The organism is Polynucleobacter sp. 73C-SIWE (assembly GCF_018882465.1).
Lineage (GTDB): Bacteria > Pseudomonadota > Gammaproteobacteria > Burkholderiales > Burkholderiaceae > Polynucleobacter.
The window spans coordinates 763163-775721 of record NZ_JACVOK010000001.1 but is presented as its reverse complement, the minus strand read 5'-3'; the positions used below and the strand labels follow the sequence as shown (position 1 = coordinate 775721).

The following is a 12559-nucleotide window of genomic DNA, read 5'->3' as shown; positions in this document are numbered from 1 at the left end:
TAGCCATGAGTACATCTAGTTGCGACATCTTGATTCATGGAGGCGGGCCTGTTGGGCTTGCTTGTGCAGCATGGACTCTACAAAAATTTCCAGATGCAAAACTCACGCTCATAGACCGAAATCCGAAAGAGGATGCCGATCTAGCTTCGGCTGATAGCCGGGGTATTGCCCTGTCTCATGGCAGCAAGCTTCTACTTGACACAATTCATGCCTGGCCTACTGAATGCGCTGATATTCATCGCGTGCACGTTTCACAGGCGGGTCGATTTGGTCGCGCTCTGATGACACGCGAAGAGCTCAATCAAGAAGCTTTAGGCCACATCATTCGCTATCGCGATATTCACATGACACTGCGTCAAACTTTAAGAAACATTCAAACCAAGAGCCCTCATTTCAAATGGCTACACATTGGTAAAGAAGACAGCCCTGTCAGTACGAATACTAAATGCATAGTGCATGCAGAAGGTGGTTTATTTAAAACGCAGGATTGGGTTGAGTCTGGTCGAGACTATGGTCAGGCAGCCCTGGTGGGATTAGTTGAAGTAGAAAATGCAGCGCCCTATCAGGCATGGGAACGCTTTACCTCTGAAGGTCCATTAGCTGTGCTTCCAAGTCATTCTGGTCCTCATATTTTGAATCTAGTTTGGTGTGGATCTCCAGAGTCATCGCAACATCGCCTGCAATTAAGTGATGCTGACTTTCTGGAGTCGCTACAAAAAGAATTTGGTTCACGTATCGGCCGCTTTCTAAAAATCCAAGATCGTCGCTTGTATGAGTTAGGACTGAACTACCGTAAAGAAATTACTAAAGACAATGAAGTTTGGATTGGTAACGCCGCACAAACTTTGCACCCTGTTGCAGGGCAAGGATTAAATTTAGGATTACGTGATGCCTTTTTACTTGCTGAAAAATTAGTTGGGGTATTTTCAGGGGCAGTGGAAAACCAAACTCCGGTAGCAATTGAACATGCATTAGAAAGCTATGCACAAAGTCGCAAAGCAGATAGAACAACTACTATTGGCCTGACAGACTTTATGGCTCGAGTATTTACTTCTAATCTTGTCCCAATCGTGATGGCTCGTGGATTGGCTTTATCCGCCCTGCAGTGGCTTCCACCAGTCAAAACAGCCTTAGCTCGCCAGATGATGTTTGGCAGGCGCTAAAGGGCTTAAAAAGCCCTCAAAATCTAAGCATTCTTCGCTTTGCCAGAATCAAAGAATCTGCCTAAAAATTAGGCAGATTTAGCTCTCTTTGTGCTAAAGTGTCATGCTTTCCGCAAGACACTTCCCACACTAAGCCCAATAGATGAAGATCGGTCCCCACCTACTCGCAAATAGACTATTTGTGGCCCCTATGGCTGGGGTGACTGACCGCCCATTTAGACAGCTTTGCAAGAAATTGGGTGCAGGATATGCCGTATCCGAAATGGTGGCCTCTAATGCCTTGCTTTGGAAAAGTGAAAAGACCCAACGTCGTGCTAATCACGTTGGAGAATTCAAACCCATCGCCGTACAAATTGCCGGTGCAGATCCAGCAATGATGGCTGCTGCTGCAAGAATAAATGTAGATCACGGCGCACAGATTATCGACATCAATATGGGCTGCCCCGCCAAAAAGGTTTGTAATGTAGCCGCGGGTTCAGCCCTGTTGCGAGATGAACATCTAGTACAGCAAATTCTGGAAGCCGTTGTAAATGCAGTTGGTGTTGGCCCCGATGCAGTACCAGTAACTTTAAAAATTCGGACGGGCTGGGATCGCGAACATAAAAATGCCATTGAGATTGCACGCCTTGCAGAGCAATCTGGTATCTCAATGCTCACCGTTCACGGGCGAACAAGAGCGGATCTGTATCACGGTGAAGCAGAATACGAAACAATTACCGCCGTAAAAAATCATGTGCGTATTCCGGTGGTTGCTAATGGTGATATCAGTAGTCCAGAAAAGGCAGAAGCTGTTTTAAAGATTACAGGCGCTGATGCCATCATGATTGGACGCGCCGCCCAAGGTCGCCCATGGATATTCCGTGAAATCAATCATTACCTTGAGACGGGTGGCAAGCTACCAACCCCAGAAATTAACGAGATTCAGGCAATCATGAATGCCCATCTTCTTGATCATTACGAGTTTTATGGTGAGCATATTGGTTTACGTACCGCTCGCAAACATATTGGCTGGTATTGCAAAGGTTTACGTGATTCACATGCATTTCGTCAGCGTATGAATACTGCTGATGATTGCAAAACGCAATTGCAAATGGTGAATGATTATTTTGATGAGATGAAATCTCATTCAGACCGTTTACTTTTTTTAGAAGCAGCTTAGTTGCACCTTAGTTCTTTTCGTTTTTAGCATGTAGATAAATTATGACCAATAAACACCCCATTACCGAATGTATTGAAACCCAGTTACAAAGCTATTTAAATGATCTCAAGGGCACACCTCCCTCTGATATCTATCAAATGGTATTGGCTGTAGTTGAGAAGCCAGTGCTAGAACTCGTAATGCAACATGCCAAACAAAACCAATCTCTGGCAGCTCAATACCTTGGCATTAATCGCAATACCCTACATAAAAAGCTGGTCGAGCATCAAATACTCAAATAAGTAAGTCGTCGACACACTATTTAACATTAAGAACCTTCCGAAAATATGATCCGAACAGCCCTTCTCTCCGTTTCTGATAAAAATGGCATCGTGCCTTTTGCTAAAGCTCTTCACGAGCAAGGCATCAAACTGATTTCGACTGGCGGAACAGCAAAGCTTTTAGCTGAGAACAATCTACCGGTAGTTGAGGTTTCTTCCCTAACGAAGTTTCCGGAAATGTTGGATGGACGCGTAAAGACTCTTCACCCCATGGTGCATGGCGGTCTTTTAGCACGAAGAGACTTCCCTGAGCACATGGCAGCCCTTAAAGAGCATGGCATCGATACCATCGATATGTTGGTAATAAACCTTTATCCCTTCAATGAAACTGTTGCCAAAGAATCGTGTTCGTTTGAAGATGCAGTCGAGAACATTGATATTGGCGGCCCAGCCATGTTGCGTGCCGCAGCTAAAAATCATCAGGATGTCACCGTACTCATTTCTCCTGAAGATTACGCACCTGTCCTAGCTGAAATGAAAGCCAATCAGAATGTGCTTTCTTATAAGACCAACTTAGCTCTCGCTAAGAAAGTATTTGCGCATACTGCACAGTATGACGGTGCGATTGCTAACTATCTTTCTGCATTAGGTGATGACTTAGATCACAAAGCCAGATCCTCTTATCCAGAAACTTTGCACCTTGCTTTTGAAAAAGTTCAAGAGATGCGCTACGGTGAGAACCCACATCAATCAGCTGCTTTCTATAAAGATATTTACCCTATAGAAGGGGCACTTGCCAACTACAAACAATTGCAAGGTAAAGAGCTTTCTTACAACAATATCGCTGATGCGGACTCCGCTTGGGAATGCGTCAAGAGCTTTACAGGTAATACTGGTGGCGCTGCTGCCTGCGTCATCATCAAGCATGCAAACCCATGTGGTGTAGCTGTTGGCACAACGGCATTAGAGGCCTACGAAAAGGCTTTCAAAACTGATCCAAGCTCAGCCTTTGGTGGAATTATTGCTTTCAACGTTCCATGCGATGGCGCTGCGGCCCAAGCTATCTCTAAACAATTTGTGGAAGTGCTGATCGCCCCCAGTTTTAGCGACGAAGCTAAAGCGATTTTTGCTGCAAAACAAAATGTACGTCTTTTAGAGATTCCTTTGGGTGCTGCATTTAATAATTTTGATTTCAAGCGTGTTGGCGGTGGATTGCTAGTGCAATCACCCGATTCTAAAAATGTTCTGCAAAGCGAAATGCGGGTTGTGAGCCAAAGACAGCCTACTCCAAGCGAGATGAACGATATGATGTTCGCTTGGCGCGTTGCCAAATTTGTTAAATCCAATGCGATTGTGTACTGTGCCAATGGTATGACTCTCGGAATTGGGGCAGGCCAAATGAGTCGCGTGGACTCTGCGCGGATGGCAAGTATCAAAGCTGAAAATGCAGGCTTAAGCCTGAAGGGCTCAGCAGTAGCGAGTGATGCTTTCTTCCCGTTTCGTGATGGACTGGATGTTGTTGTGAACGGTGGTGCAAGTTGCGCAATTCAGCCGGGAGGCAGTATGCGTGATGATGAGATTATTGCAGCAGCCAATGAGCATGGTATTGCCATGATCTTTACTGGCACACGTCACTTCCGTCATTAAGCTAAAAATAATTCGAGCCTCTATGCGTTGGATTGGAATCGACCCAGGTTTACGTACCACCGGTTTCGGTGTTATCGATGTTGATGGCCAAAAACTCACTTACGTTGCTTCGGGAACAATCGAAAGTGGCGATCCAGCCAAAGGTCTGCCAGAACGTTTAGGTGCCCTTTATGCCGGCGTTAAAGAAGTTCTGGAGACATACCGTCCAGAGTCTGCTGCGATTGAAGAAGTCTTTCTAAACGTCAATCCACGCTCGACACTTATGCTTGGTCAGGCTAGGGGCGCAGTAATCGCTGCATTAGTGTCTGAAAAACTTCCCGTTGCTGAATACAGTGCTCTCAGAGTGAAACAAGCTATTGTGGGCACGGGCCGAGCTGCTAAACCTCAAGTGCAAGAAATGGTGAAACGTTTACTCAGATTAAGTCGCGCTCCAGGGCCAGATGCCTCAGATGCTTTAGGGGTTGCTATCTGCGCCGCGCATCATACACAAATTCCGCAAGCAATTACTACCGCCTTGGCTCCTAAAAAACGTAGTAAATAAAAATGCCTAAGCACATTACAGGTTAAGATCTTTATATGATTGGTCGCATTCAAGGAACCCTCGTTTCAGTTCATCCTCCCCGGCTCTTGGTTGATTGTCAAGGCATCGGCTATGAAGTCGATGTACCAATGAGCACTTTGTATCAATTACCTCAAGCTGGTCAAAAAATTACCCTTCTCACACACTTCCAAGTGCGCGAGGATGCGCAGCAGCTTTTTGGCTTTGCCACCGAAACTGAACGCGAGGCATTTAGACAGCTCATTAAGATCAGCGGTGTTGGGTCGAGAACCGCATTAGCCGTTCTATCTGGTATGAGTGTCAATGAATTAGCGCAGGCGATTGCCTTGCAAGAAGCTGGGCGCTTAACCCAAGTACCTGGCATTGGTAAGAAAACTGCTGAGCGCCTTTGTCTAGAGCTCAAAGGAAAGCTGGCTCCAGACTTGGGAATTACCGCCGGCCAACCGCAAGCAATAGAAGCTAGCAGCGAAGTATTGCAAGCACTCTTAGCTTTAGGCTACTCAGAAAAAGAGGCTCTCTTGGCTCTCAAGCAAATCCCTCCTGATACCTCGGTTTCTGACGGCATTCGGATGGGCTTGAAGTATCTATCTAAGCCCTAATAAGATAAACACCACTACACTTGCAGTATGGCAATTCACACTGACGACCTAAGCGCTATTCCTGAAGATCTACCGGATGGTAATGATCGCATCGTGAGCGGATCTGCGGGTAATTCTGAGGCAGTCTTTGAGAGAGCACTTCGCCCTAAACAGTTGGATGAGTACGTTGGTCAAACTAAAGCTCGTGCCCAATTAGAAATCTTTATTAGCGCGACTAGAGCACGTCAAGAGGCGCTGGATCATGTTCTACTTTTTGGACCTCCAGGGCTTGGTAAAACTACTCTAGCGCATATCATTGCTAGAGAGCTTGGGGTAAATCTACGTCAAACTAGCGGACCAGTTCTCGATAGACCCGGCGACCTTGCTGCCTTACTCACCAACTTAGAGGCAAATGATGTGCTCTTCATTGATGAGATTCATCGCCTCTCTCCAGTCGTTGAGGAGATTCTGTACCCTGCATTAGAAGACTACAGCCTAGACATCATGATTGGTGAAGGGCCCGCAGCTCGTAGCGTCAAGATTGATCTCAAACCCTTTACTTTGATCGGCGCAACGACACGCGCTGGCATGCTCACTAACCCGTTGCGCGATCGCTTTGGCATCGTGGCAAGACTTGAGTTCTACACTATAGAAGAGCTCACCAAAATCATTAACCGCTCAGCCAGCTTACTGAAGGCAAATATTGATCCAGAAGGTTCAGTAGAAATTGCAAAGCGTGCGCGCGGTACTCCACGTATTGCCAACCGCTTACTCAGAAGAGTTCGTGACTACGCAGAAGTTAAAGGTACTGGCACTATCACCAAAGCCATGGCTGACGCAGCTCTGAAAATGCTGGATGTCGATCCTAGCGGCTTTGATGTGATGGACCGAAAACTGCTCGAAGCCATCTTGCATAAATTTGATGGGGGGCCTGTTGGAATTGATAACTTGGCTGCAGCTATCGGTGAAGAACGCGACACGATTGAAGATGTTCTTGAGCCGTACTTGATTCAGCAGGGATACCTGCAAAGAACTTCACGTGGCCGAATTGCTACCCGCCAAGCTTATGAGCACTTTGGCTTAACGCCTCCAAGCAGCACTGCTAGCCTAGATATTTAAGCCAGCGTCACTTTAGCAAACTTACGTTTGCCGACTTGCACAACATAAGTTCCTGCTTCAATCTTTGCTTGCTTGTCACTAACGGTTACGCCATCAACCTTCACACCGTTTTGCTCGATGTTGCGATTAGCCTCAGAAGTTGACGGGGCTAGCCCTGCAGCCTTTAAAAGGTTAGCGATTGCCATAGGTGCCCCAGTAAGATTTACTTCTGGAATCTCATCAGGCACACCGCCTTTAGCGCGGTGATTAAAGTCCTCTAGCGCTTTTTCTGCAGCAGCTTGTGAATGAAAACGTGCGACGATTTCTTGTGCGAGAAGTACCTTGCAATCTTTTGGATTCCGTCCAGCAACCACTTCCTGTTTCATCAAATCAATTTCGGACATTGGTCTAAATGAGAGCAATGTGAAGTAATCCCACATCAAGTCATCAGAGATGCTCAAGAGTTTGCCAAACATCTCTCCAGCAGACTCACTGATGCCAATGTAATTGCCTTTAGATTTACTCATCTTCTCAACGCCATCCAAACCAACTAGGAGTGGCATCGTCAAAATACATTGTGGCTCCTGGCCATACTCGCGCTGGAGCTCACGGCCAACCAGAAGATTAAATTTTTGATCTGTACCGCCCAGCTCTAAATCACTCTTAAGTGCAACAGAGTCATAGCCCTGCATCAATGGGTATAAAAATTCATGAATAGAAATGGGTACGCCATTGCGATAACGCTTCGTAAAGTCATCGCGCTCTAGCATGCGAGCCACTGTATGTTTTGCTGCCAACTGAATCATGCCGCGCGCGCCCAAGGGATCACACCACTCACTGTTGTAACGCACTTCCGTTTTAGAGGGATCGAGCACCATGCTCGCTTGACGATAATAGGTCTCTGCATTGACTGCAATTTCTTCTGCTGTCAACGGAGGTCGAGTTGCATTACGACCGGATGGATCCCCAATCATGCTGGTGAAATCGCCAATCAAGAAAATAACGGTGTGACCTAAATCTTGTAACTGACGTAATTTGTTTAAAACAACGGTGTGCCCCAAATGAATGTCAGGCGCGGTTGGATCTAAACCCAGCTTAATCCGAAGCGGAGTCTTAGTGGCCTGACTACGAGCCAGTTTTTGCACCCAATCGGCTTCAACCAAAAGTTCATCACAGCCACGCTTAGTGACTTCAAGTGCCGCAAACACTTCAGGGGTTAAAGGATATTTTTGTTCTGGTTTTGCCGTCATACTGATTCGGATGCTGATACAGTTATTTAGTATTTAAATTGTTAAGCATAATTGTCGCATTCCTGAGAACTAGATGAACAAACCGCACTCCCTCTACATTGGCCTTATGTCCGGCACTAGCCTGGATGGGATAGATGCTGTTCTAGCCCAGATTGGGCCCAACGGGGAAACTAGTGCACTGGATGCGGTGAGTACCTCCTTCAGTCCCGAGCTTCGCAAAGCCCTTTTTGACCTTCAAAGCCCCGGTCCCAATGAGCTTCATCGGGAGAAACAGGCTGGTAATGCCCTAGCCTTAGCTTATGCAGAGGCAGTAAATCAATTACTTAAAAAAGCAAATTTGCAGCCCTCAGATATCACCGCCATTGGTGCGCATGGCCAAACCATTCGTCATCAGCCACACCTTGGAGATATGGCCTATACGCACCAAACACTGAACGCTGCCCTCCTGGCAGAAAAGACTGGTATCGATGTCGTCGCGGATTTTAGAAGTCGTGATGTCGCTGCAGGTGGTCACGGTGCACCATTGGTACCAGCCTTTCATGCGCAACAATTTCAATCACCAGAAAATTTGGCAATTTTGAATATCGGCGGCATTGCCAATCTCACGCTCCTACCCAAGGATGGTGAAGTCACCGGTTTTGATTGTGGTCCTGGAAATATGTTGATGGATGCTTGGATACATGAGCATCAAGGTAATACCTTTGATGAAAATGGTAATTGGGCGCTGCAAGGAAAAGTGAATGAAGTGCTTCTGACAAAGATGCTGTCTGATCCCTTCTTTATAAAAGCGCCACCGAAAAGTACTGGAAGAGATGATTTTCATCTTACTTGGTTGCAAGAAAAAATGGGGCAAGACAATCATCATGCTGAAGATGTACAGGCAACACTATTACATTTAACTGCACATTCCGCCTTAGAGGCCTTGCTACGTCATGCCCCGCAAACCCATACGCTAATTGTTTGTGGGGGTGGCGCTCGAAATAACGCCTTGATGAATTTACTCAAAGTCAAAGCGCAGCATGTGTTCAAAGGATCCATAGAAATTACGACAAGTGACTCTGCTGGCATTGATCCGCAACTCGTTGAAGGCCTTGCTTTTGCGTGGCTTGCTTGGGCCCATAAAGAAAAACGGCCAGCAAATTTGCCGGCCGTTACAGGAGCGAAGGGTCCTAGAATTCTAGGTGCCTGCTACCCTGCGTAGTTTCGGATTTCCTTAAGCAGAAAAAGAAGAGCCGCAACCACAAGTCGTTGTGGCATTTGGGTTCTTAATCACAAACTGTGATCCGTTGATATCTTCTTTGTAATCAATCTCAGCGCCAACTAGATATTGGAAGCTCATTGAATCTACTAGAAGGGTAACGCCATTCTTTTCAAAGAGGGTGTCATCCTCATTGACGGCATCATCAAATGTGAAGCCATACTGAAAACCTGAGCAACCGCCACCTTGTACGAATACGCGCAACTTCAACTCTGGATTACCTTCTTCAGCAATCAAGTCGGCCACTTTTGCAGCGGCACTATCCGTAAACACCAATGGGGTTGGTGGCTCAGCTAAATCTTGTGCTGTTTGCGTAGCTAATTCGGTCATGATTTACTCCTAATTCAAAAAGCGATGATTCATTTTAGGCTTTTAATTCCCAGCCTGCTGAAGGGTCTTTATGGGGAAACCGCAATCTGGGTCAGGCCTGTAGTTTCTGGCAGGCCAAACATCAAATTCATGCACTGTACGCCCTGGCCTGAAGCGCCCTTCACTAGGTTATCTTCCACCACCAAAATAACCAAAGTATCACCACCACCAGGACGATGAATTGCAATCCGGATGCCGTTGCTACCCCTAACAGAGCGTGTTTCTGGGTGGCTACCAGCCGGCATTACATCCACAAATGGCTCATCTTGATAAAAGTTTTCATAAAGCTTTTGATAATCAACATCCTTACCAGCCTCAGTTAAGCGCACATATAAAGTCGAATGAATACCTCTCACCATCGGTGTGAGATGGGGCACAAATGTCAGACCAATTTGGTCATGACCAGCAATAGCTTTTAAACCCTGCACAATCTCTGGAAGATGGCGGTGGCCCTTAACGCCATAAGCCTTAAAGTTATCACTTGCCTCAGCTAGTAATGTGCCAATCTCTGCCTTACGTCCAGCACCAGAAGTGCCTGACTTCGAATCAGAGATGATGTGGGTGCCATCAATCAAGTGTTTACCACCAGTAGATTTTGGTGATAACAAAGGTGCAAGGCCAAGTTGAACGGAAGTTGGGTAACAGCCAGCCAAACCAACCACGCGCGCCTTTTTAATTGCTTCACGATTAATTTCAGCCAAGCCATAAACAGCTTCAGCCAAAATTTCTGGGCAGCTATGTTCCATGCCGTACCACTTAGCAAACTCTTTGACATCCTTCAATCTAAAGTCTGCGGCTAGATCCAAAATCTTCACATTATTTGCCAGCAATTCTTTTGCTTGCGCCATAGCTACACCATGTGGTGTTGCAAAGAACACCACATCACACTCATTTAATTTAGCTTCATCTGGTATCGTGAATTTCAGATCAACACGGCCACGCAAGGATGGGAACATCTCAGCTACTGGCATGCCAGCTTCTGTACGAGAAGTAATAGCAACAATTTTTACATCAGGGTGTTGCGCCAACAAACGCAATAATTCAACCCCGGTATAACCTGTGCCACCAACGATGCCAACCTTAATCATGTCTTTCTCCAAAATACCGCATCCGTCATTAATCTGCCTTACGTAGATTAATACAACATTCCTACTATTTCACTTATTGTAGAAACAAAAAGGGCCGCTTGCGCGACCCTTTCAATAAAACTAAGCGACTGAAAGAAATTAGCGCTTGCTGAACTGCTTACGACGACGTGCGCCATGCAGACCAACTTTTTTACGCTCAACTTCACGAGCATCCCGAGTAACCAAACCTGCTTTAGACAGAGTTGGCTTCAAGGCATTGTCGTAGTCGATCAATGCACGAGTAACACCGTGACGAACTGCACCAGCTTGGCCAGTTTCACCGCCACCAGAAACGTTCACTTTGATATCAAAGGTCGTTAAGTGGGCTGTGAGAGCCAAAGGCTGACGAGCGATCATGCGTGATGTTTCACGAGCAAAATAAGCATCGATAGGCTTACCGTTAACAGTAATTTCGCCTTTGCCAGATTTAATGAAAACGCGCGCAACAGAACTCTTGCGGCGACCAGTACCGTAATTCCAATTTCCGTAATTAATAGCCATTTGGTTTCCTTAAATCTCTAACGCTTTAGGCTGTTGAGCCGTGTGCGGATGATTAGCGTCGCCATAAACTTTCAATTTCTTGATCATGGCATAGCCTAGTGGGCCTTTTGGCAACATACCCTTCACAGCCTTCTCCAAAGCGCGACCTGGGAAACGATCTTGCATCTTGTCGAAGTTAGTCGAGCTAATACCACCTGGGTATCCACTGTGACGGTAATAAATCTTGTTCAAGCCTTTGGTGCCAGTGACACGCAGCTTAGATGAATTGATCACGACGATAAAGTCGCCAGTGTCAACGTGTGGTGTGAATTCAGGCTTGTGCTTGCCGCGTAGACGGTGTGCCACTTCACTGGCGACACGACCGAGGACTTTGTCCGTAGCGTCAATCACGAACCATTCACGCTTTACCTCATGGGATTTTGCGGAAAAAGTTTTCATGATTTCTCAAATTGTTATTGTCAAAAAAATTACTCCAATCACACCGCGTCCACCTTGGCCCTGCTTATGTTTGCAAGCTCGCAGATTCGGCAATCTAACTGGTAAATCAACTACCGCTGACTAGTTCGGTAATTCAGTAAAGCCTTGAATTGTAACCCAAAAAAAACCCAGGAACTAGTCCTGGGTTGGAATCCACCTTTGTTTGGGTGGAGGAGACACTGGGTGGTAAGTCGCAGTCTTATACAAGACTGACTACCAATATGGTTATTGTATAGATAACGATGGTGCGATGCAAGAATATTGACCAAAATCAAGTTTTTGACGTTTTTTGACCAAAAATACCTCCTGACCAAAGTACGTCATTATTGGTAAACTATTGATAATATTGATTAATTTAGTAAGTTAGGGGTCACTAATATGGAATGTCGAGTATCTTGGTTAGGTAATAGCGGCATGGCTTTTTCTGCAGAAACAGGCAGTGGCCACCTTGTCAATATGGATGGAGCACCCGAAGCGGGCGGCAGAAACTTGGCTCCAAGACCGATGGAGCTGCTTTTGGCTGGCGCTGGGGGCTGCTCAGCATTTGATGTGGTTTTAATCCTACAAAGGGCCAGACAGGCTATTTCTGCTTGTGACGTAACCCTCCAGGCCGAAAGAGCCACTGAGGACCCCAAAGTCTTTACGAAGATCAATTTGCACTTCACAGTAAAAGGCAAAGACCTTGATCAAGCTAAAGTGGATCGTGCCGTAAAGCTTTCCCACGAAAAATACTGCTCAGCCACCACCATGCTCGCCAAAACTGCAGAACTGACTTACAGCATTGAAGTCATTTCAGAATAAGTGCAGAGTCAATCGATAAGCCGGATTCTGTCGCCTAGATTTGCATCTAGGGGCAATCATTCCTCTAGGCCGGCAGTTACCTGACGGCTCAAGCTCCCTACCCGCAGACTCAGCGGGACGCCTCATCGCCTGCTTACTTGGGATTGCTCCGGGTGGAGGTTACCGCGTTTCACCGTAACTAAATACGCTCGTCTCTGTGGCCCTATTCCTCACGTCGCCGTGGATGGCCGTTAGCCATCACCCTTCCCTATGGAGTCCGGACTTTCCTCCCCCTCAATAAAGAGGCGGCGATTGCCCAATTGACTCTGCGCC

At 46.4% G+C, this 12559-nt stretch carries 14 protein-coding genes and 1 other RNA gene; 9 read left to right on the top strand and 6 right to left on the bottom strand.

Annotated elements, in window-relative coordinates:
• Positions 1-5 precede the first annotated feature (5 nt).
• From ICN17_RS04095 to ruvB, 7 genes are all read left to right on the top strand, one after another.
• Complete coding sequence (locus tag ICN17_RS04095) at positions 6-1163, top strand: FAD-dependent monooxygenase (protein WP_216236244.1); 1158 nt, start codon at positions 6-8, stop codon at positions 1161-1163.
• 142 nt (positions 1164-1305) lie between these two features.
• Positions 1306-2322 (top strand): tRNA dihydrouridine synthase DusB, encoded by a 1017-nt coding sequence (gene dusB, locus ICN17_RS04090; RefSeq protein ID WP_216236243.1) that lies wholly within the window; start codon positions 1306-1308, stop codon positions 2320-2322.
• A 41-nt stretch (positions 2323-2363) separates the two neighbouring features.
• Positions 2364-2603 (top strand): helix-turn-helix domain-containing protein, encoded by a 240-nt coding sequence (locus tag ICN17_RS04085; RefSeq protein WP_087908585.1) that lies wholly within the window; start codon positions 2364-2366, stop codon positions 2601-2603.
• A gap of 45 nt (positions 2604-2648) precedes the next feature.
• Positions 2649-4229 carry a bifunctional phosphoribosylaminoimidazolecarboxamide formyltransferase/IMP cyclohydrolase gene (purH, locus tag ICN17_RS04080; RefSeq protein ID WP_216236242.1) on the top strand — a complete coding sequence of 527 codons (1581 nt, stop codon included), beginning with the start codon at positions 2649-2651 and terminating at the stop codon, positions 4227-4229.
• A 22-nt stretch (positions 4230-4251) separates the two neighbouring features.
• Positions 4252-4770 (top strand): crossover junction endodeoxyribonuclease RuvC, encoded by a 519-nt coding sequence (ruvC, locus tag ICN17_RS04075; protein ID WP_216236241.1) that lies wholly within the window; start codon positions 4252-4254, stop codon positions 4768-4770.
• Positions 4771-4805: 35 nt separating this feature from the next.
• The gene (ruvA, locus tag ICN17_RS04070; RefSeq protein WP_087908588.1) at positions 4806-5387 is read left to right on the top strand and encodes a Holliday junction branch migration protein RuvA; all 582 of its coding nucleotides are present in this window, start codon (positions 4806-4808) and stop codon (positions 5385-5387) included.
• Between the two features lie 27 nt (positions 5388-5414).
• The gene (gene ruvB / locus ICN17_RS04065; RefSeq protein WP_216236240.1) at positions 5415-6485 is read left to right on the top strand and encodes a Holliday junction branch migration DNA helicase RuvB; all 1071 of its coding nucleotides are present in this window, start codon (positions 5415-5417) and stop codon (positions 6483-6485) included.
• Here the strand turns inward: ruvB and tyrS are convergent.
• Entirely contained in the window at positions 6482-7714 is a 1233-nt protein-coding gene (tyrS, locus tag ICN17_RS04060; protein ID WP_216236239.1) for a tyrosine--tRNA ligase, read from the bottom strand. The two genes, ruvB and tyrS, sit on opposite strands and share 4 nt — an antisense overlap.
• Positions 7715-7787: 73 nt before the next feature.
• Between tyrS and ICN17_RS04055 the strand changes: the two genes are divergently transcribed.
• Positions 7788-8915: an anhydro-N-acetylmuramic acid kinase gene (locus ICN17_RS04055; protein ID WP_216236238.1), complete on the top strand. Its 1128-nt coding sequence runs from the start codon at positions 7788-7790 to the stop codon at positions 8913-8915.
• Positions 8916-8927: 12 nt separating this feature from the next.
• On the opposite strand, the gene erpA is transcribed toward ICN17_RS04055, so the two are convergent.
• The 4 genes from erpA to rplM all read right to left on the bottom strand — a co-directional run bounded on the left by erpA (position 8928) and on the right by rplM (position 11407).
• Positions 8928-9302: an iron-sulfur cluster insertion protein ErpA gene (gene erpA / locus ICN17_RS04050; protein ID WP_087908592.1), complete on the bottom strand. Its 375-nt coding sequence runs from the start codon at positions 9300-9302 to the stop codon at positions 8928-8930.
• A gap of 68 nt (positions 9303-9370) precedes the next feature.
• Positions 9371-10429 (bottom strand): N-acetyl-gamma-glutamyl-phosphate reductase, encoded by a 1059-nt coding sequence (gene argC / locus ICN17_RS04045; protein WP_216236237.1) that lies wholly within the window; start codon positions 10427-10429, stop codon positions 9371-9373.
• A 138-nt stretch (positions 10430-10567) separates the two neighbouring features.
• A complete protein-coding gene (gene rpsI / locus ICN17_RS04040) occupies positions 10568-10969 on the bottom strand; it encodes a 30S ribosomal protein S9 (RefSeq protein ID WP_015422033.1) in 402 nt (133 codons plus the stop codon).
• Positions 10970-10978: 9 nt separating this feature from the next.
• On the bottom strand, positions 10979-11407 hold the full coding sequence (gene rplM, locus ICN17_RS04035; protein WP_068949468.1) for a 50S ribosomal protein L13: 429 nt from the start codon (positions 11405-11407) through the stop codon (positions 10979-10981).
• 417 nt (positions 11408-11824) lie between these two features.
• On the opposite strand from rplM, the gene ICN17_RS04030 reads away from it, so the two are divergent.
• Positions 11825-12247 carry an OsmC family protein gene (locus ICN17_RS04030; RefSeq protein WP_216236236.1) on the top strand — a complete coding sequence of 141 codons (423 nt, stop codon included), beginning with the start codon at positions 11825-11827 and terminating at the stop codon, positions 12245-12247.
• Here the strand turns inward: ICN17_RS04030 and rnpB are convergent.
• Positions 12248-12554, bottom strand: an RNA gene (rnpB, locus tag ICN17_RS04025) — RNase P RNA component class A.
• Positions 12555-12559: the final 5 nt, after the last annotated feature.

Bases quoted from the DNA above. Each gene is read 5' to 3' on its own strand.
- dusB (WP_216236243.1), top strand. From the start codon at position 1,306: ATGAAGATCGGTCCCCACCTACTCGCAAATAGACTATTTGTGGCCCCT.
- rplM (WP_068949468.1), bottom strand. From the start codon at position 11,407: ATGAAAACTTTTTCCGCAAAATCCCATGAGGTAAAGCGTGAATGGTTC.
- erpA (WP_087908592.1), bottom strand. From the start codon at position 9,302: ATGACCGAATTAGCTACGCAAACAGCACAAGATTTAGCTGAGCCACCA.
- ruvA (WP_087908588.1), top strand. From the start codon at position 4,806: ATGATTGGTCGCATTCAAGGAACCCTCGTTTCAGTTCATCCTCCCCGG.
- ICN17_RS04095 (WP_216236244.1), top strand. From the start codon at position 6: ATGAGTACATCTAGTTGCGACATCTTGATTCATGGAGGCGGGCCTGTT.
- rpsI (WP_015422033.1), bottom strand. From the start codon at position 10,969: ATGGCTATTAATTACGGAAATTGGAATTACGGTACTGGTCGCCGCAAG.
- ICN17_RS04055 (WP_216236238.1), top strand. From the start codon at position 7,788: ATGAACAAACCGCACTCCCTCTACATTGGCCTTATGTCCGGCACTAGC.
- argC (WP_216236237.1), bottom strand. From the start codon at position 10,429: ATGATTAAGGTTGGCATCGTTGGTGGCACAGGTTATACCGGGGTTGAA.
- tyrS (WP_216236239.1), bottom strand. From the start codon at position 7,714: ATGACGGCAAAACCAGAACAAAAATATCCTTTAACCCCTGAAGTGTTT.
- ruvB (WP_216236240.1), top strand. From the start codon at position 5,415: ATGGCAATTCACACTGACGACCTAAGCGCTATTCCTGAAGATCTACCG.
- purH (WP_216236242.1), top strand. From the start codon at position 2,649: ATGATCCGAACAGCCCTTCTCTCCGTTTCTGATAAAAATGGCATCGTG.
- ICN17_RS04085 (WP_087908585.1), top strand. From the start codon at position 2,364: ATGACCAATAAACACCCCATTACCGAATGTATTGAAACCCAGTTACAA.
- ICN17_RS04030 (WP_216236236.1), top strand. From the start codon at position 11,825: ATGGAATGTCGAGTATCTTGGTTAGGTAATAGCGGCATGGCTTTTTCT.
- ruvC (WP_216236241.1), top strand. From the start codon at position 4,252: ATGCGTTGGATTGGAATCGACCCAGGTTTACGTACCACCGGTTTCGGT.